The sequence below is a fragment of the Achromobacter sp. FW305-C-28 genome (genome assembly GCF_058783235.1).
The window spans coordinates 162,120-181,583 of record NZ_JBYSYL010000003.1 but is presented as its reverse complement, the minus strand read 5'-3'; the positions used below and the strand labels follow the sequence as shown (position 1 = coordinate 181,583).

General features: G+C 66.1%; 10 protein-coding genes. 6 read left to right on the top strand and 4 right to left on the bottom strand.

Annotated elements, in window-relative coordinates:
- Nucleotides 1–75: 75 nt before the first annotated feature.
- Nucleotides 76–471, bottom strand: a complete 396-nt coding sequence (locus AC3WMR_RS09570) for a hypothetical protein (protein ID WP_492262882.1) — start codon at nt 469–471, stop codon at nt 76–78.
- A complete protein-coding gene (locus AC3WMR_RS09565) occupies nt 471–8,777 on the bottom strand; it encodes a hemagglutinin repeat-containing protein (protein WP_492281568.1) in 8,307 nt (2,768 codons plus the stop codon). Before AC3WMR_RS09565 ends, AC3WMR_RS09570 begins: the two co-directional genes overlap by 1 nt.
- Before the next feature lie 321 nt (nt 8,778–9,098).
- Between AC3WMR_RS09565 and AC3WMR_RS09560 the strand changes: the two genes are divergently transcribed.
- The 6 genes from AC3WMR_RS09560 to AC3WMR_RS09535 all read left to right on the top strand — a co-directional run bounded on the left by AC3WMR_RS09560 (nt 9,099) and on the right by AC3WMR_RS09535 (nt 16,981).
- On the top strand, nt 9,099–10,319 hold the full coding sequence (locus tag AC3WMR_RS09560; RefSeq protein ID WP_492262880.1) for a helix-turn-helix domain-containing protein: 1,221 nt from the start codon (nt 9,099–9,101) through the stop codon (nt 10,317–10,319).
- Between the two features lie 35 nt (nt 10,320–10,354).
- Nucleotides 10,355–10,996: a Vgb family protein gene (locus AC3WMR_RS09555; RefSeq protein WP_175196340.1), complete on the top strand. Its 642-nt coding sequence runs from the start codon at nt 10,355–10,357 to the stop codon at nt 10,994–10,996.
- A 263-nt stretch (nt 10,997–11,259) separates the two neighbouring features.
- Nucleotides 11,260–12,261 carry a DUF3348 domain-containing protein gene (locus tag AC3WMR_RS09550; RefSeq protein WP_492262879.1) on the top strand — a complete coding sequence of 334 codons (1,002 nt, stop codon included), beginning with the start codon at nt 11,260–11,262 and terminating at the stop codon, nt 12,259–12,261.
- A 10-nt stretch (nt 12,262–12,271) separates the two neighbouring features.
- Nucleotides 12,272–15,568: a DUF802 domain-containing protein gene (locus AC3WMR_RS09545; RefSeq protein ID WP_492262878.1), complete on the top strand. Its 3,297-nt coding sequence runs from the start codon at nt 12,272–12,274 to the stop codon at nt 15,566–15,568.
- Nucleotides 15,565–16,221, top strand: coding sequence for an OmpA family protein (locus AC3WMR_RS09540; protein WP_175220215.1), 657 nt, complete (start codon nt 15,565–15,567; stop codon nt 16,219–16,221). The genes AC3WMR_RS09545 and AC3WMR_RS09540 overlap by 4 nt, the downstream gene beginning before the upstream one ends.
- On the top strand, nt 16,211–16,981 hold the full coding sequence (locus tag AC3WMR_RS09535; RefSeq protein ID WP_492262877.1) for a DUF2894 domain-containing protein: 771 nt from the start codon (nt 16,211–16,213) through the stop codon (nt 16,979–16,981). The genes AC3WMR_RS09540 and AC3WMR_RS09535 overlap by 11 nt, the downstream gene beginning before the upstream one ends.
- 66 nt (nt 16,982–17,047) lie before the next feature.
- On the opposite strand, the gene AC3WMR_RS09530 is transcribed toward AC3WMR_RS09535, so the two are convergent.
- Nucleotides 17,048–18,382 (bottom strand): carotenoid oxygenase family protein, encoded by a 1,335-nt coding sequence (locus AC3WMR_RS09530; RefSeq protein WP_492262876.1) that lies wholly within the window; start codon nt 18,380–18,382, stop codon nt 17,048–17,050.
- 125 nt (nt 18,383–18,507) lie between these two features.
- Nucleotides 18,508–19,236, bottom strand: coding sequence for a putative type VI secretion system effector (locus AC3WMR_RS09525; protein ID WP_492262875.1), 729 nt, complete (start codon nt 19,234–19,236; stop codon nt 18,508–18,510).
- Nucleotides 19,237–19,464: the final 228 nt, after the last annotated feature.

Sequence of the window (19,464 nt, the reverse complement as noted above, 5' to 3'; positions counted from 1 at the left end):
GTTTCCATTGCGGCTTCTTCAGGCCAAAAGCGTAGCCTCATTCCTTATTAACTCAATCTGACACCTTACTTGCGCCTAGACTGTAGGCCTCTTTAAATATCGCTCTTCCAGTTTTTCAGCAGATCTTAGAACACCGCCCCCTTCATTCGGAAAGAAAGCAGAATAAACACTAGCTGCAATTTTCATCAAAAATACAAAGTCAGATATCGAAATACTTGAGGTCTCCACTTCGCCCAGAAAAAAGCTAACCTCATTGAAATTCTCAGGATTATCCCAGTCTTGATCAAGAGAGTAAAAAAAACCTTCACTTACAGAGAAACCGAAGCCCCTCGAAGCATCATATATAAACGCTGGAAAGCTAGTCCTACCTCTAGCTATAGAAGCCTCTATCAATTCGTAGAGATCCTCATAATCCAGTCCAGTTGAAGCAAATGACTCCTTGAGATTTCCAAGCCAAGTCAGATTAGCCATCATTTTATCCTCGGCGGCATAGTTATAAAGGAGTTTGTTACTTCCCCCGTCTTATTATTACGTGTAACCTGAAAATAATAACCATCAATTTTAATGCTGACCTCTCTCAACGAAGGATTGGCTATAAACAAAGAATCGGCTTGAAGAGCAGCACGACTAGACATATCAGCCACCTTACTATCTGATAAAACCTTTGGATCGTATGTTGTTTTCGTGGATATGGGTTTATATCCACCGATCAATTCGCCCTTAGTATTGGTTCTAGGCAACTGATAGCTATATTCGACAAGACCTGGATAACTGACGTCCGTAATTTTGTTGGAAATTCTCGCGCCGGTTATTTCAACCGATTCTAAGAAGGCATCGCGATTGTGAGCACCAGAGATCGTCCCCGCTTTACTATTTCGCACTCCGATTTGAGTGTTATGACCGAGAACTGACTCGCCAAAATTCTTCGGAAGTGTAGAGGATACTGGTGATCCACTACCTTTCACTCCTGCAACCGACGTCTTATTAGAGCCGACAGCGCCCACCGCCGCTGCCGCCCCTGTCACACCCGCCTTACCTATTTCATCCCACGCAAGCTGCCTGGCCTGATCGCCTCCCAGCAAAAGGTAATTCTTGATCGCAGCATTGCGATCAACATCAAGCAACAACGACGCGGACATCTTTAGAAGTGACCACTCCTCCAGTTCGGAAGCGCTCAGCCCGCCCTCCATACGCAGCTTTTCTTCCAAATTCGCAATTCGGCTGCCGTACTCCCCGAGCCGCGCCGCTGCTGCTTCTATTTCTGCCTTACAAATGTCCAAGCTCGCGCACTGGGCCAATGCCTTTCGATTCTCAGTGTCGATCCCCTGATACTTTTTCGCGACACGTTTTTCGCATATCTTGTCGAAATTGCATTGCGCCTTTTCTTGAATTCGCGCTTGATGTTCCAACACGCTCAAGGCGTTGTTTTCCGTCTCATTGATCGCCGCAAACACCGCCTCGGCACCGGACACGCCAGACGCTTGCGCGATTCCCGCGACCAGCGAGCCGATCAAGTTGCGACGCACCTCCTTCTCTTTCGGGGTCATTTTTGATGCATCGCCGCCTAGCAACGCATTAAGCACAGCACCGGAACCCGCGCCCAATGCCCCCGCAGCGCAATCGCTGCCCTTCCCCGCAGCGCCCGCGCACCCCACGATCGCGTGCATTGCCGCCCGTGCAGCTTCCGCCTGCGGCCCTTCTCCCAGTGCCGAGAGGATCTCCTTTACCTGGGACGCCGCCAACCCTTGCAAATAGTTGACCGCAACAGCCTGTATCGCGTCACCCGCCGCGCCCGTCACATTGCCGGTCACAGCCCCCATGATCGCGGTCAGCCAACGACGGCTCTCGCCGCCCGGGGCCCACGCTTTCGCATCCTCAAAGGCCTGCTGCAATTGATCTCGACGCGGTCCTTCGGGCTCATTCTTCAGCGCATCTTCCAGCGCCTTGGCTTCCTTCGCCCGATTCGTCAGGAACTGCCCTACCTGCCGTTGAGACTCCATCACAATCTCGAACCCCGCTTCGATCTTCTCCTTGTCAAAGATCGGTTTGAGCGCGTTCAACGTATCGGACGACGTGTCACGGTTGAGCGAGGCAATCGTCTGGGCCACCGTCGTTCCCGACAGATTCTGCTGAGCGACCTCGTCGCGGATCACGACCGTGCCGCCGCTGATCGCGCTATACGTGGTCGAGCCGCCCCGCCCGCTGGCGGCGGCCACCCCCGGGGTTCCCATTCCCAGGCCGCCCGATGTCTGCGGCACGTGCGTGCCCGGCTGCGCCTTCGAGCCACTGGCCACGTTGCCCTTGGCATCCGTACCTAGGCCTGCATCGTTGCCGCCTTCTTTGCCGCCCGAGCCGCCCCACCCGTACCCCCCACTGATCCCGACCTGGCTGGCCTTGTAGCTGGCGCTGTTCTTCAGGTTCTCGGTCACCAACGTGCCCGTCGCCAGCAGGTTCAGCCCGTCGGTCACGGCCTTGTCGCTGCTGGCGATGACTCCACCGATCAGCGTCGTGTTGTTCTTGACATCGACGATGAAGCCGCCGTCGCCGGCCTTCAGACCCGCCTGTTCCGTGGCGGACTTGAAGTCGCTTTTCATCTGGCCTTGCGACACGTTGGCCGATATGCTGCTGGTGCAATAGCCGTAGCAAAGACTGCCTGCAAAGCCCGCACTTTGCTGTTTGGACGCGTAGGTGCTTATGTCCTGCAAGGTCTCGATGCGCAGGTTGTTGCCGACCGACGCCACGATCTGGTCAGCCTGACCGATGGCGCCTATCAGCGACGTGTCGCCACCCGACTGCAGGCCAAGCACATTGCCCGCTGTCACGGTGCTGCTGGTCCAGCTGGTGTCCTTGCCATCGGCCTTGCCGCGCGCGGCACTGGCCGCTACGTTCAGCGTGAAGCCGACCCCATTCGAGCCCAAGGTCACGCCGACGCCGATGCTGGCGTTGGTGCTCTGGTTCGTGCTGTGCTGCTCGAAGGTGTTCTGGGCGGCGCGCAGAACAATGTCACCGTCCGCCTTGATGGCCGCGTTGTTACCGGCCGACAGACTCGATCCTGTCACCGTTACGTTGGAATCCTGCCCTCCGCCTCGCGCGACAACGGTCAGGTCGCCACCAGCAGCCACGTTAGAGCCGCGAACCGACGAGGACTCTCGCTTTGTGGTGCTTTGGCTCTTGCTTGATCCCAGGTCGATATTGATGTTCAGGCCGCCCGCCGTGCTGGGATTGGCTTGGATCGCGTCATAGGCATTGACGCCAGCCAATCCGGCCGTAGCCAGCGCTAGCCCCTGCATGACCTTGTTGTCGGTCTTACCCGCCGCGTCGCCCATCTTGCTGGCGGTCTGCATCGCACTCAAGAGTGGCGTACTCGCGTTGATGCTCAACCCGCTCTGCTTGACCTCGTGGAACTCCTTCTCGCGGGCGGTATCGATCGCGGCCGTGATATTCACGTCACGGCCCATCATCGTCACATCGCCTTCGCGCGCCAGTACATTGCTGCCGACGACATTTAGCGACTTGCCAGCGTTGATGAGCGTATTGCCCTGGACACTGCCCACCGTGCTCGCGGTATGCAGCACCTTGTCGCCTTCGAGAATGTCGGTCTGTTGGCGTGATCCATAGCTCAAGCCGCCCATCGCTCCTAAGCCCGACTTCTTGATTTTCTCGTACTGATACTCTTCGGACGTGTTCTGCGCCGCCACGATATTGACGTTGCGGTCGGCCGACATGACAAGGTCGTTCTGGGCCGCCACATTGGAGCCGACGACGTTCAGGTCGCGGCCAGCCATCAGCACCGTGGTGTCACCCGTGAAGGTCGAGGAAGCCGACGTCGTCCAGTCCGCCTCGGTCTTGCGGTGTTCGCTCTTGCTCGACAGGAATCCGCGCTTCTTGTAGTAGGTCTCGTTGTAGGCGTAATTTCTGCTAGTGCCGGCGGCCACTGTGATATCGCGCCCGGCGCCCACGGCCAGTTGCTTGTCCGAGGTGACCTCGGCCGCGCGGGCATTCACGTCCTGGCCTGCCATCAGCGTCAGGTTCCCGTCCGCGACGATGCGTGATCCAACCTCGGTGGTTGAACGCATTGCAGACCGGTTCTTCGAGCCGTAGTTGTACGACTCCGCGTACTCCTCCTGGACGGTGGTCAGATTGATGTTGTTGCCTGCCTTGATGCGCGCATCGCCACTAGCGAAGACGCCGGCTGCCTGGGCATTGATGTCGCGGCCGGCTTGCACATTCAGATCGCCGGCATCGATGCGAGCCACGCCATCCACACGCGTGCTGCTCACCCCGCCGCTGGCATTCGATTGCGTAGTGGCCAGCAGATTGATATCGCGCCCCGCGCTCAGGGCGACCTTGTCGCCCTTGAGCAACCCGGCAATGTTGTCGATGTCGTTGCGGGCGTTCAGGTTTACGGTCTTGCCCTGCATTGAACCCACGGTGTTGCGCACGTTCTGAGCATCAACGATCAATGCACTGCGTGCGCCGATGGTGCCGCTGTTGGCGACGTCACCGGTAACGGTGATATGCGTGTCACGGCCGGCGATCAACGTACCGTCGCCACGCAAGTCGCCTGGTTTGACGGCCAGGTAGACCTGCGGCGTCAGTGCCTTTTGTTGGGTGCCATCGGGCAGCGTGACGGTCTGTTCCACCAACCAGACGATGTCGCCCGTCAGGTGGCGCATCTGCTCTTCAGTCAGCGCAGTGCCGACGGTCAGGTCGAACTTGCCGGCGAAGTCTGCGCCTGCAGTGAGCAGCGCCTTGTACTGGGTTTCGCTGTCGGTGTAGTCGCCCACGAAGCGCTGGCCGCTGGCCAGCATGATCTGCTCGGCCACCAGCTTCTGTTCATAGAAGCCGTCCCCCAGGCGCTTGAGGACGTAGCTGCTGTTCTGGTTGAGTTGGCGCAGCAAGTAGTCGCTGGACGTGATCGTGCGCGAGCCGAGGAACTGGCGGTCGGTGGCAATCAGGTACGGCGCGCTGGGTGCCTGCATGACGCGATACAACGCGCTGGTCGGAATGACCGGCGGCAGGGTCGGCACGCGGATCACAAACTTACCGGGTGTGCCGATTTCCATCAACTGCGCAGGTTGAAACGGGCTGGTCACATTGATGCCCCCCGGCTTCTGGTTGCCGGTGGCAGGCAGCGCGGTATTGCCATCGGAACTCGCGATGGCCAGATCAATGCGCTCGGGCGCTACTACATCTTTGTAGTCAGACCAGCGTTCGTCACGGCCGCCGCCCTTGACTACGGTCCGGACTTCGGAACCTGTCCGCTCGATTGAACGGAGACCTTCGGCGCCCAGGTTGTTGATCGCAGGCCCCACCGCCGACAAGGTGCCGCCCGCAACGATGCGGCTCTTGTCATTGGTCACCGTGCCGGTGAACTTGGCCGCGCCGCCCACGATGATCTTGGCGGGATCCGTCGAAATCGTACGGCTTTCCAAAACGACCTCTTCCACCTTGTAGTAGAAGAAGTTCTTGACCAGCCGGCTGTTGAAATCCGCGTTGAAGGCGTAGATCTTGCCTTCCAGTTCCTTATGGCGAGCTTCGTTGGTCGCCAAGGCCTGGTCGCGTTCCGGCGTCGAAACCTGGCAGGTCTGGTTGATGTTGCACTTGACCTCGACCATGGGCGGCACGGGGATGGGTTCGGCCACGCCGAATACGCGCCACACGCCGTCGCCCGCCTTGTAGCGGGGGCCGCCCTTTTCGTAGTTGCAAGCGTCCCCACCCGGACCGCACACGTAGGGGTCCGGCAGATAGGCCGGCGGAATCGGCGCGTCTAGGCCCTCTTTGCCCCTTACGCCCTGAACGTAGTCGAACGGCGGACCGTAGCGAGACTCAGGATACTTGTCGGACGGCAGCAGCAGGCGGCGCTCGGAATCGTCCTCCAGGAATGTCACCGGGTCTTTGCCGCAGGCCGTGGTGACCGAATCACACAGCCACAATTTGGAGCCGTCCAAGAACTCCGTGGCGTTCTCCAATCGGTAGTAGAGCTTGGCTTCGCGGCCGACTTCGACGGTTTCGCTGGCGAAGTGCAGGTTGCGATTATGGATGCTGGCCGCCGCGATGTCGGCGTTGCGTTCGGCTTCGATGGTGGCCGACTCATTGACCAGCGACTGCGCCTGGCCCGTTGCCTTGCCCGTTGCGTCCAGCGCCCCGCCCACGCGCAGGTCGCCCGCCGAGTAGATCAGCGCATGCTCGCGATTGGTCAGCGTGCCCACGCCCAGGTCCAGGTCGCCGCGCGACGCGATGACGGCGTTGGGGTCGTTGACGAGCACCGGCGTCTGGATGCCGATGCGGTCGCCGTAGAGGCGGCCGGTGTTGGTGAGGCTGCCTGCGGTGATGCGGGTGTAGCCGCCGTCGATCAGGCCCGCGTTGGTCAGCAGGCCGCCAATGACCAAGGTGTTGTTACGCAGGGCGATCAGTTCGCCGGTGGCGCGGTTGGTCAAAGTGTTGGCGGTGATCTTCAGGTCCTGGCCCGCGTGGAGCTTGCCGTCGTTGTCCAGATTGTCGGTGGTCAGTTCCAGCGAATTGCCGGCCGTCACCGCGCCGTTGCTGTTGGTCAGGCGGTTGACCGCGAGCTTGGCGTTGGCGTCGGACGACACGTTGCCGGACGTGTTGTTGAGCGTGCCGGTGGCAACGCCCAGGTCTTGACCCGCGCCAATGCGGCCGGATTGGTTGTCGATGGTCTGGGCGTTGACTGTGACCTGATTGCCCATCACGCCCAAGGCGCTGATCGAGGTAGGCGTTGCGCCTGCTTGGGACGGCGATGCCGCGCCCGCGCCGGCCAGGCCATTGGCGAGCGTGTCGCGGTTGTTCAGGCTGCCGGCCGTCAGGGCCACGAGGTTGTCGGCCTGGATCAGGCCGGCACTGTTGTCTAGCAGGCCTTGTGTCTTGAGCGTCAGATTGCCGGCGGCAATCAGGCCACGCGTGTTGGACAGGGTTTGCGCGTTCAGGCTGGCCTGGCCTTGTGCGGCGACCGTGCCGTCGATGTTGTCCAGGTTGCCAGTAGTGCTGACGTCCAGCGCCCCGCCACTGACCACCTTGCCGCCCGTGTTGGACAGGCTGGCTGCCTTGATATCCGCCGAGCCGCCGTACAGGCCGCCGCCCTGGTTCTGCAAGGCGGCGGTGTTGGCGACGGTGAGCTTGCCGTCCGCCTGCGCAACGCCGTTGCGGTTGTCCAGGCTGGCCGCCTGGATATCGGCCGTGCCGCCCAGAAGCTTGCCGCCTTGGTTGTTCACGGCGCCTGCCGTTTCCACACGCAGCGCGCCGTTGGCTTGGACGGAACCGCCTTGGTTGTTGATGCCGGCCGTTCCCCTCAGCGCGACGCTGTCGCCCGAGACGACGCCGCCTGCCGTATTGACGATGGATTGGCCGGTGATGGCCACCGCGCCAGCGCCCGCCAGGGTGCCGGCGGTGTTGTCGACCGCGCCCGCGACGTTGGCCGTCAAGGCTCCGCCGCTGGTGAGCTTGCCGCCGGAGTTATCCAGGCTGGACGCGCGCAGCAGCACCGAGCCGCCGTATACCGAACCGGCGCGATTGGAGATTGCACCGTTGGCATCCAGCGTCAACGCACCGCCCGCAACGAATTTTCCGCCCGACAGGTTCAACGCATCGGCCGTAACCGTTGCATTGCCGCCTGCCATCAGCGTGCCCGCATTCTGCAAGCCTGTGACCTGCACACTCAGCGTGCCCAAGGGGCTGATGGAACCATCGGCCTGCAAGCCCGCCGTGAGGGCACCACGGTTATCCAGTTGGCGCGCCACGATGCTGGCGTTGCCCGCCGAGGACATGGCGCCAGTGTTGGCAACTGAACCAGGCGCGCTGAGCGCCAGCGCGCCGCCCGCCGCGACCGTGCCGTCATTGACGATGTCGCGCCCGCTTTGCACCGACAGGTCGGTGGCGGCCTGCATGCGGCCGGACGGCAGAATCTTGACGTCGCCGTTGGCGCTGACGGTCAGCGTGCCCGTCAGCGCAGCCAGGTTGCCGCCGATATTGACGCCGACGCCCGCTTCCGTGCCGATGAGCCGGATGCTGTTGGCGTACATGCCGCCCAGGGCTGCCACGTCGATGGATACGCCAGTCGTAGCACCAGCGCCGGTCAGGGCCGACACGTCGATACCTTCGTAGCCCACCCGCGCCGGCCCAGCCACCACGTTCAGGCGGTCCGCCCAGACCTGGGCGTTCAACTCCAGCGTGCGGGCCAAGAGGTCCAGCTGGCTTAGGTTGGCGCCGTACAGACCCGCGCCTTCAATGGCCAAACGCCCGCTGGCGATGTCAAAGCCCAGCGTGCCGTCCGGCCCGACGACCGGCTTGCCGGTGGTGAGCGTGGCGCGGTTGGCATTCAAAAACCCGCAACCGTTGCAGGTGATGCCGGCCGGGTTGGCAACGATGACGTTGGCGCGATTGCCGGCCACTTCCAGCATCCCGCGCAGTTGCGAGGGATTGGGGGCCGTGACCTGGTTCAGGATGGTGGTGGCGCGCTGGTTGCCCAGCATGGGGTTACCCGCCACCTGCCCCGCCACTTGCGTCTGGCTGGCCGCGCCGCTGTTATTGAGCACCACGCCGGACGGACCGACGTTGAACTGCGTGTAGCGGTTATTGGACACGCCACCGGCCGACGGCGGCGCGATGTTGACCACCGGCACGCCGCCCGCCACGCCCACCACGGGCTTCTGCCCGGCCACGTTCTGATCCACCGAAATCGGCAAGGTCTGCGCCAGGACGGGCGTCCAGATCTGCGCAAAGACCAACAACCAGGCAATCGGGCGGCGTAACGTCGACATGGCGGGCAAGACTCGGCAAGGGGTGAAACCACAACCGTTGCCAGGACAGCCGACACGCAACCCGCCCAAAACCCGCGGACTATCGACAAAGCCAAAAGCACCGATCCGGAAATTGCCCGCTTACGCTACGCAATCCGGATCGGATAGAGCATTGGAAAATTCTAATTTTTGGCCGATGCTGGCCCGTGATTGCAGAAGTCGGACGCATTCCGCCCATCCGTGAGTACGGAACGCCGCGGACCCAGTTGGTCCGTGACGGTGTAGATTGACGTCTTCGGCCCGCCATGCAGCCCTCCCACGACAACGCCACGATCGACTCCCATGGACTTGCTGATCACCGCCGCGGCACATGCATTGGCTGCGGGCGACCCGTTGGGCGCCCTGGGCCGCGTGGCCTTGCGCGACGATGCGCCGGCCCTGGCGCTGCGCGGCATTGCGCTGGCTCAGCTGGGCGACTTCGATCGCGCCCGGCCACTGGTGCGGCAGGCGGCGCGCAAGTTTGGCGCGCGGGCGCCCGTGGCGCGCGCCCGCTGCGTAGTGGCCGAGGCCGAGATTGCCCTGGCCTCGCGCGACCTCGCCTGGCCCGCCCAATCCCTGGACGCGGCCCGGCAGGTGTTGGACGCGCATGGCGATACCCGCAATGCGGCCTATGCCCAATACCTGGCGGGCCGGCGCCTGCTACTGATCGGCCGCCTGGACCAGGCCGAACAGGCGCTGGCGACGCTGGACCCGGCCGCGTTCCCGCCGGCGCTGCGGACCGTGCATGAACTGGTGGTGGCAGGCATCGCCATGCGGCGGCTGCGCGCCGACGCGGCCCAGGCGGCCCTGGCCCGCGCCGCCCAGGCCGCGCAGGACGCGGGCATCCCCGCCTTGCAGGCGGAAGTGCGCGAAGCGCAGCGTTTGCTGGATGCGCCGGCCGCGCTGCTGACGACCGCCCCGGCCCCCCGCCCGCTGCGCCTGGATGAAGTCCAGGCGCTGCTCGCCTCGAACACGCTGGTCATCGACGCCTGCCGCTATGCGCTGCACGGCGCCGGCCGCACGGTGGCGCTGGCCACCCGCCCCGTCCTCTTCGCCCTGGCCCGGACACTGGCCGATGCCTGGCCCGGCGACGCGCCCCGCGACGTGTTGATCGAACAGGCCTTTCGCACCCGTCGCCCCGACGAGACCCATCGGGCTCGCCTGCGTGTCGAGATCGGCCGCCTGCGCGCCGCGCTAGGCCCTTTGGCGACGCTGCACGCCACCCGGCGCGGGTTCGCTTTGATGCCGCCGCCGGAGCAGCAGGTTGCCGTCCTGACGCCCCCCGTGCAGGACAAGCACGCTGCCGTGCTGGCGCTGCTGGCCGACGGCCAGGCCTGGTCCAGCTCGGCCCTGGCGCTGGCATTGGACCTGAGCCAGCGCCACGTGCAGCGGGCGCTGGACGCCCTGGCCGACGCCGGCCGCGCCCAGTCTTTCGGCCGGGGCCGGGCGCGGCGCTGGATGACGCCGCCCTTGCCCGGTTTCGCGACCACATTGTTACTCCCGCTGCCGCCGCCGAATGCCTAGGATGGACACGTCAACCTCTTGAACAGGACATCGACATGAAATCCAAACCCGCAGACATCATCCGTGAATACGGCCCCTTCCCCGGCGTCAGCCAAGTGCACGGCGTTTCCTACGACGGCAAGCGCGTGTGGATCGCCGTCGGCGAGAAACTGCACGCGCTGGACCCGGCCACCGGCGCCGTGGTGCAGTCCATCGACGTGGCGGCCCAGGCCGGCACGGCCTTCGACGGCCAGCATCTGTATCAGATCGCCGGCGACGTCATCCAGAAGATCGATCCGGCCTCGGGCCGTATCCTGGGCACCATCCCCGCGCCGCACGGCGAAGGCAACTCGGGCATGGCCTGGGCCGAGGGCATGCTCTGGGTCGGCCGCTACAAAGACCGCACGATCCTCCAGGTAGACCCGGCCACCGGCGCGATTCTGCGCACCATCGCCTCAGACCGCTACGTGACGGGCGTGACCTGGGTGGACGGCGGCCTGTGGCACGGCACCTGGGAAGACGACGCCAGCGAATTAAGACACGTCGACCCGCAAAGCGGCGAAGTCCTGGAAAGCCTGGCCCTGCCCGCAGGCGTGGTCGTGTCCGGGCTGGAATCGGACGGCAATGGCGTGTTCTATTGCGGCGGCGCGACCAGCGGCAAACTGCGGGCGGTGCGCAAGCCGCGCGCCCTGGCCTGAGCGGCGACCGCCGATACGGCGCGGCGCTTCTCTCTTAGATAGAGAACGCGCCGCGGGCCGCCCGCCCGGCTGGCATGCATGGGGCACGGCCCTTGCCCGGCCCCGTTGGGCGCGGCGGCCAGCCCGGCCCGCCAGGCCGGGCAAAAATCCGTCAGATCCCCCGACTACTGACAAATTGTTGCAGCGGCAACCGCAACCCCGCCTTCCACCCCCCAGAAGGCCCCCGCCAGCGTGTAAACTCCCCCCTTTTTGACTCTGGTGGTATGTTGCAAGCCCCACAGCGCACAGGTTTAAGCGGCCCGACGCTCATTCGCTTGCTGACTCGCCTGACGGATGTCGACGTTCCGGAATCCAGGCAGCCGCTGTCGGATCATCTGAGCCAATGGCTCGGCTGGACCGACGCGATTGCGCTGTCCGCCGCCCTGAACAACCGCCCGCCGGCCATCGCGCCCGGTGCGCGCCAGTTCAGCAGCCAGGAAGAGCGCGAATGCGAGCGTGTCCGGACCACGCTGGCCGATGCCATCGCCAGCGATACCGCGGCCACGGCCGCCAAACGCGTGATCCCGGGGCAGATGCCGGCCAAGGCCGCCGCTGCCCTGCAAGCGGATGACGCCGATTACGCGAATTTCCGTCAGCGCTATCTGTCGTTGCAGCACACGATGGAAACCAGCATCGGTAACCTGCGCAGCCGCCTGCGCGGCATGGTCGCGGCCAAAACGCCCGACATGACGCGGCTGGCGGTGGTGGATGCCATCATGGACCGCGCCCTGCTGCCGCGCGAACGCACGCTGCTGGGTGCCATTCCGAAGCTGCTGCAGGGGCATTTCGACCGGCTGCGGCTGGCCGAGAAAGCGGCGCTGGACGAAATCGCGGCGCAGGCCGAGGCGCAAGCCCTGGCGCTGGCTGAAGCCGAAGCGCAGGCGTTGGCCGAAGCCGAGGCCGAGGCCGAAGCCGAGGCCGAGGCCGAAGCCGACGCGGAGGCCGAGGCCAGCGCGGAAGGCGACGCCAAGGCCGATGCCGAAGCCGCTCCCCAGGCCGGCGCGCAAGCGGACGCTTCGGCGGCCGATGCCGCGGCGGCCGGTGCCGCGGCGGCCGACGCTGACGCAAAACCCGCGGGGACGCCCCCGCAAGCCGCCTTGACGGCGCCCACGCCGGGCGCCTGGCTGGAGACGTTCCGCAAAGACATGCGCAGCGTGCTGCTGGCCGAATTGGATGTTCGTTTACAACCGGTGGAAGGGCTGCTTGCGGCCCTTCGTGCCAGCTAACCGGGACACTATGTCCAAGTATCTGATCAATATCGTTGTTTTCCTCAGCGGCCTGGCCGTGGCCGGCTGGATCGGCGCCGGCTACGCGGGCACCAATCCCCTGGCGCTGGCGGTCACCCTGCTGATCTGTGCCTGCTATCTTGCCGGCGCGCTTGAACTGCTGCGCTACCAGCAGGCCACGGCATCGCTCAGACGCGCGGCCAGCGGCCTGTCGCAGCCGCCCGCCAGCCTGGGCGCCTGGCTCGACACGCTGCACCCCAGCCTGCGCAGCGCCACCCGCCTGCGCATCGAAGGCGAACGCGTGGGCCTGCCCGGCCCGGCGCTGGCACCCTACCTGGTCGGGCTGCTGGTGCTGCTGGGCATGCTGGGCACCTTCCTGGGCATGGTGGTGACGCTACGCGGCACCGGCACGGCGCTGGAAAGCGCCACCGACCTGGCCGCCATCCGCGCGTCGCTGGCCGCCCCCGTGAAGGGCCTGGGCTTTGCCTTCGGCACATCCATCGCGGGCGTCGCCACCTCGGCCATGCTGGGCTTGCTGGCCGCACTCAGCCGCCGCGACCGCATCCAGGCCGCGCAACTGCTGGACAGCAAGGCCGCCACCACGCTGCGCATCTATACCCAGCAGCACCAGCGCGACGAAAGCTTCAAGCTGCTGCAACGCCAGGCCGAAGTGCTGCAACGGCAGGCCGAAGCCATGCCCACGCTGGTCGACCGCCTGGACGCCATGATGCGCAACATGGAACAGCAGAGCCAGTCGCTGAACGAGCGCCAGCTTGCCAGCCAGGACGCGTTCCAGGGCAAGGCCGAAGCCGCCTATGCGCGCCTGGCCGCCGTGATGGAACAGTCGATGAAGGAAAGCGTGGCCGAAAGCGCCCGCTCGGCCGGCGAGGCGCTGCAGCCCGCCGTGCAGGCCACCCTGGCCGGCCTGTCGCGCGAAACCGCCACGCTGCACGGCGCCGTGACCGACGCGATGCAGCGCCAGCTGGACGGCCTGACCACCGGCCTGCAAGCGGCCACCGCCAACGTCGCCGGCATCTGGAACCAGGCCCTGGCCGGCCAGCAGGCCGCCAGCGAAACCCTGGCGCAAGACCTGCGCGATTCGCTGGACCGTTTTGCCCAGACCTTCGAACAACGCTCGGCCGCCCTGCTCGATGGCGTGTCCACGCGCCTGGAAGCCTCGTCGGGCACGATGTCCGACGCCTGGCACACGGCGCTGACGCGTCAGGAACAGGCCAGCGAAAAGCTGGCCGGCGAGAACCTGCAAGCGCTGACGGCCGCGGCTGCCAGCTTCGAACAGCATTCGGCGTCGCTGCTGCGCACGCTGAATCAGTCGCACACGGCGCTGCAATCCGAACTGGCTTCGCGCGACCAGCAACGCCTGGCCGCCTGGACCGAAACGCTGGGCGCCATGTCCGCCACGCTGCGCCAGGAATGGCAGGCCGCGGGCGCCCAGGCCGCCGACCGCCAGCAGGAAATCAGCCTGGCGCTGGCCCGCACCGCCCAGGACCTGACGGCCCACGCGCAAACCCAGGCCGGCCTGCTGGACACCGTATCCGCCCGCCTGGAAGCCGCCGCCGGCAATGTCTCGGCCCAATGGCACGAGGCGCTGACGCGCCAGGGCGAAGTCAGCGACAAGCTGGCCGACGACAATCGCCAGGCCCTGGCGGCCGCCGCGGCCACCTTCGAAACGCAGGCCGCGTCGCTCCTGCGCACGCTGGATCAATCGCACGCCGACCTGCAGGCTGCCCTGGCCTCGCGCGATGAGCAGCGCCTGGCCGCCTGGGCCGGTACGCTGGGTGCCGTGGCCGACAAGCTGGGCCGTGAATGGGAACAGGCCGGCACGCAAGCCGCCGCGCGCCAGCACGAGATCAGCCAGGCCCTGGCGCAGACCACGCAAGACCTCGCCGCCCGCAGCGAAGCGCAAGCCGCCCTGCTCGACACCGTGGCGGCCCGCATCGAATCGGCGGCCAGCGGCGTGACGCAGGCCTGGACCGACGCCCAGGTACGCCAGGAACTGACCAGCGAGAAACTGGCCAGCGACAACCAGCAGGCCCTGGCCACCGCCGCGGCCGCCTTCGAAACGCATTCGGCGTCGCTCTTGCGCACGCTGGACCAATCGCAGGCCGACCTGCAAGCCGCCCTGGCCGCGCGCGACGAACAACGCTTGGCCGCCTGGAACGATTCGCTGGGCGAACTGGCCGCCAAGCTGGGCCACGAATGGCGCGAGGCCGGCGCGCAGACCGCCGCCCGCCACCAGGAACTGGGCCAGTTGCTGACCCAGACCTCGCAAGACCTGACCGCGCAGACCCAGGCCCAGGCCGCCCTGCTGCAAGACGTGTCGACCCGCCTGGAGACGGCCGCCGCCCGCGTGACCGACGCCTGGACCGAGGCCCAGGTGCGCCAGGAACTGACCAACGAGAAACTGGCCAGCGACAACCAGCAAGCCCTGACCACTGCCTCGACCGCGTTCGAGCAGCACTCGGCCTCGCTGCTGCAGACGCTGGGCCAATCGCAGGCCGGCTTGCAGGCCGAGCTGGCCGCGCAAGACCAGGCGCGCCTGGCCGCGTGGACCGACAAGCTGGGCGCGATGGCCGACGCGCTGCGCCAGGAATGGGAACAGGCCGGCGCCCGCAGCGCCAGCCTGCAGCAGGAGATCTGCGCCACGCTGGCCCAGACCGCCGACAGCATCGCCGCCCAGACCGAAGCCCACGCCAGCGGCACCATCGCCGAAATCAGCCACCTCGTACAAGCCGCCTCGGAAGCGCCGCGCGCTGCCGCCGAAGTCATCGGCGAACTGCGCCAGAAGCTGTCGGATAGCCTGGCCTACGACAACGCCATGCTGGAAGAACGCAACCGCCTGCTGGATACGCTGGCGACGCTGCTGGACGCCGTCAACCACGCCTCCAGCGAACAGCGCACCGCGGTGGACGCCCTGGTGTCGTCGTCGGCCGATCTGCTGGACCGCGTGGGCGCGCAGTTCACCGACAAGGTCGACGCCGAAGCCGGGCGCCTGACCGACGTGGCCGACCAGGTGGCCAGCAGCGCCATCGAAGTGGCCAGCCTGGGCGATGCCTTCGGCGCCGCCGTGCGCCTGTTCGGCGAGTCCAACGATTCGTTGGTGGCGCACCTGCAACGCATCGAGGCCGCGCTGGACAAGTCCATTGCCCGCGGCGACGAGCAACTGGCCTACTACGTCGCGCAAGCGCGCGAGGTCGTGGACCTGAGCACCCAGTCGCAGAAGCAGATCGTTGAAAACCTGCGCCAGCTGGCCACCCAACGCGCCGCCGCCGGCGCAGAAGCCGCATGAGCGCGGGCGAAGACATCGACGGCGGCGTCGAACCCGCCGTGCCCACCTGGGCCGTGTTCGGCGACCTGATGTCGGTGCTGCTGGGCGCGTTCGTCCTGATCCTGGTCAGCGTGGTGGCCGTGCAGCTCGAGCTGTCCACCCAGCTCGAACAAGAAGTCAAGCAGCGCCAGGAAGAAACCCAGCGCCGCCAGACGCTGGAACAGGCCCTGGCCGCGCCGCTGGCCGCCGGCCGCGTGACGCTCATCAACGGCCGCATCGGCATCAGCGGCAGCGTACTGTTCGCGTTGAATTCCGACCAGTTGCAGCCCGAAGGCCGCGAAGTCCTGAAAAGCCTGATCGAACCGCTGTCGGCCTACCTGAAGGCCAACAACGAAATCCTGATGGTCAGCGGCTATACCGACGACCAGCAGGTGCGCGAAGGCAACCGCCGTTTCGCCGACAACTGGGACCTCTCGGCCCAGCGCGCGCTGACCGTCACGCGCGCCCTGATCGACGAAGGCGTGCCATCGGCGTCCGTGTTTGCGGCCGCGTTCGGCTCGGAACAACCGGTGGCGTCCAACGCCGACGAAGACGGCCGGGCCAAGAACCGCCGGGTCGAGATCACCCCCATCCCCAAGCCGTCCAACGGCGAGGAGCCGCCGCGTGGCCAGTGACGGCAGCCTGGGCCCGGCGCAGTCGTCTTTGGCGGACCCCGTCACGGACATCCGCGCACGGCCGGACCCGGACGCCACGCTGCCCGCCTGGCGCGAGCGCGGCGACGACCGCCTGGACCCGATCGCGTTCCACGTCATCGAAGCCCTGGCGCGCCGCGCGGCCGACCAGCACGGCGCGGTGCGGCAACGGCTGGATGAACGGCTGGCGCACTTGATGCAGGCCTACGCCGACCGCCTGGCCGCCAACGCACCCTCGGCGGTCATTGCCGATGCGTCCGCCCTTACCGGCGATGCTCCGCGCCAGGAAAACCACCTGCCGCATCCGGCCGGCCACACCCCCCGGCCCGCGCCCGCCTCGCGCCCGCGCGGCCCCCTGGCCGAGCTGGCCGCCTTTCTGGCCTACCCCGGCGAACCCGGCAACGACCCCGATGCCGCCGCCGCGCAAGCGCGCCGCGACGCCTACCCCGACCTGCCGGCGCTGGATTACTTTCGCGAAGTCTGGTCGGGCCTGAGCGCCGACCGGCAGGTGCGCCAGTCGCAGCAACAGGTGCACAAGAACGCCGGACCGCTCAATTCCAACCAGCTGGTGCACCGCGCCCTGTCGCTGATGCGCGAGCTGTCGCCCGGCTACCTGCAGCAGTTCGTGGCGTACACCGAGACCCTGACCTGGATGGAACAGGTCACGGCGGCGGCCGCCCCCGCGCCGGTCAAAGACGCACCGCGCGCCGCCAAGAAGACCAGCCGGGCCAAGGCGCGCTGACGGCGGCGGCCTGGCCCAGCGGCCGCTTGCCGAGCCAGGCGTCACTTCCTTCAACCAGAAAGCGCCCTAAGCCGCTTCCCTGGGCAACCACGCGCCATGGAACCCGGCAGGAATCCGGCTGGGCAAGCGCACCGTCGCGAGCGGCCCGGCTTGCAGATCGCGCCCGTCCAGCACCACCACGTCGCTGGTATCGCTGGCCTGGCGGTACACGCACACCAAGACCCAACCATCGTCTTCATCCCGCGCCCCGGGCCGGGGCACGAACACCGGTTCGCTGTTCTGGTCGCCCGGCGCCACCCGATATTGCTGCGTCGCCCCCGTCGCCAGGTCGTAACGCACCACGCCGCGCATTTCCTGGTTGTTCGGCTGCTGCACCGCATAGACGTAGCGGTAGGGTCGCCCCGTCCTGCCCTCGTTGATACGCGGCAGCTCGATGCCCGCCTCGTCCAGTGCGCGCTCGCTGACCGTGCCGCGCGCCAGGTCGATCGTGTAGCGCCACAGCACGCCCAGCGAGTTCTCTTCAAAACCCGCACCGCTGCCCGACAGCCGCAGGTACTCCGGATAGCGCACCACGTCCAGCACCACCGTCGTGTCGTCCGCCTCATACGCATTCACCCCGTGCAGGATGAAACAGGGCGCCACCTCGAACCAGCGCACCGGTCCGCCGTGGCGCGGGATCACGCCCAGCCGCGACTGGCGTTCGTCATGCCAGCGCAGCGGCATGCGGTAGCCGCGTTGCAGCATGGAAAAGTCGTACGCGACGTTCAGGTCTAGCAGGATGCTGTAGCGCGCCGTGATCGCCATGTCGTGCATCATCGACGGCCCCGGCACCTCGATCAGCTGGTCCACCAGGGGCTGGCCGTCGGCGCCCGTCACGCCGTAGCACAACCACGGGCGTTCCCAATGGGCGCGAAAACTCATCAATTCGCCGCTCTCGGGGTCTGCCTTCGGATGCGCCGTCATGCCCGCCGCCAGGCCGGGATGGCGCTGGCTGGCGCCGCCGAAATCCAGCCCGGCGGTCATCACCAGGGGCGCCCCGCCCTCGGCCAGCGCCAGGGTTTCACCGGCATGGCGCAGCACGTTGACGTTGGGATTGGTGTCCGGCAAGGCGTCCGCGTGCGCCGGCGCATGCACGCGCGCCCAGATCCGGGTGCGGGCCCAGCGGTTGCGGTAGCGGATCGCACGGCCATCCCGAAATTCAATGGCGTGCAGCATCGCCGGCTGGGGCCACCACGACAGCACGTCGTTACCCTCGAAGCGCCCGCCCAGCGGATTGGGCCCGTTGCGGACCAGTACGCCGTCCAGCCCGGGCGGCAGTTCGCCGTCCACCGGCAGGTCCGTCAGATCGGTTTCATGGGCCAGCGCCGCGGTGGCGCCGGTGTTCAGATCAAATGTGCTCATGGTTGCGTCCTTTGTTGCGATAATTCGCAGGACGCATTTTTACCCGGATTAAATTAATCCGTCAATATTACCCGGGTTTTAATTGCCGCTGGCCGGCGTCGGGCCGACTGCCGCCCCCATCGCCATCAATACCTGAACACCCGCAGGCCATAGTCCCTGCCATCGCCCTCGTGCCGCAGCGCCCTGGACGTCTTGCGCAGGTTGATGCCGGCCGGGTCTTCCCAACCGAAGCCTGCAAAGATGCGTTCGGCGGTGCGGGCCAGCCCCTCGGTCTTGCGCCCTGCCCGCCACGCCAGAAAGCCGAACACCGCCAGCAGTGCCGGCAGGCCGTAAGTGCCGTACACGGCATAGGCCGCGCCTTGGTCCGCCACGCTGAACGTGCCCCGGAACAGCGCGAATACGGCGTCCAGCGCCATCATGAACAGGAAGATCACGGCCACCACGAGGCCCCAGAAGCGGAATGTGGACACGTAATGCGCCCGCCGGCCCTCGAAACAATGGGGGTATACCGCCACCAGGCCGTCGTGCTTGCGCCGCGCGCCCAGGGCCATCCAGCCGTGGGCGTCGCGCTCGGCGACCAGCTCGATCCGCTCGCCATCGGCGAACGGAAAGCGCCAGAACCAGCCGCGCACCGGTACACCATCCAGCGAGAATTCCACGAAATCGGCGGTTTCGCGGCTGTCCAGGCTGGCGATCGCCATGGCCGCGCCGCCCATGCCGGCCAGGCTGGCCGCCGCGGCAGAGGCGTCCACGCCCCCGCCCATCACGCCCAGCACGAAATCACGGTTCTGCCGGCGCCGGGCCAGGCCCGTGATCTGGCCTTCGAGCTTGCAGAGCGGGTCGGTGGCAGCCAACGCCCGTCCCCTAGGGCCTGTTCACACTAGAAGGCGCCTCGCACAGGCCGGTAATCGGGCGCCAGGCTAGGCGCGGTCGCCGCCGCGTGGCTATGCCACGCAAGGTGAGCGCAACGACGCCTGGCGCCCGATTACCGGCCTGCCCGAAGGGTGAGCACCCAAATGAGCGCCTCTCTGCGTTGCGAATGCTCGCCGGGGGCCGGCCACGACTGCGCTTCGCGCCTTGAT

Excerpts from the sequence above, each read along its gene's own strand:
- AC3WMR_RS09560 (WP_492262880.1), top strand. The coding sequence starts at position 9,099 with ATGGACTTGCTGATCACCGCCGCGGCACATGCATTGGCTGCGGGCGAC.
- AC3WMR_RS09555 (WP_175196340.1), top strand. The coding sequence starts at position 10,355 with ATGAAATCCAAACCCGCAGACATCATCCGTGAATACGGCCCCTTCCCC.
- AC3WMR_RS09550 (WP_492262879.1), top strand. The coding sequence starts at position 11,260 with ATGTTGCAAGCCCCACAGCGCACAGGTTTAAGCGGCCCGACGCTCATT.
- AC3WMR_RS09540 (WP_175220215.1), top strand. The coding sequence starts at position 15,565 with ATGAGCGCGGGCGAAGACATCGACGGCGGCGTCGAACCCGCCGTGCCC.
- AC3WMR_RS09565 (WP_492281568.1), bottom strand. The coding sequence starts at position 8,777 with ATGTCGACGTTACGCCGCCCGATTGCCTGGTTGTTGGTCTTTGCGCAG.
- AC3WMR_RS09545 (WP_492262878.1), top strand. The coding sequence starts at position 12,272 with ATGTCCAAGTATCTGATCAATATCGTTGTTTTCCTCAGCGGCCTGGCC.
- AC3WMR_RS09530 (WP_492262876.1), bottom strand. The coding sequence starts at position 18,382 with ATGAGCACATTTGATCTGAACACCGGCGCCACCGCGGCGCTGGCCCAT.
- AC3WMR_RS09570 (WP_492262882.1), bottom strand. The coding sequence starts at position 471 with ATGGCTAATCTGACTTGGCTTGGAAATCTCAAGGAGTCATTTGCTTCA.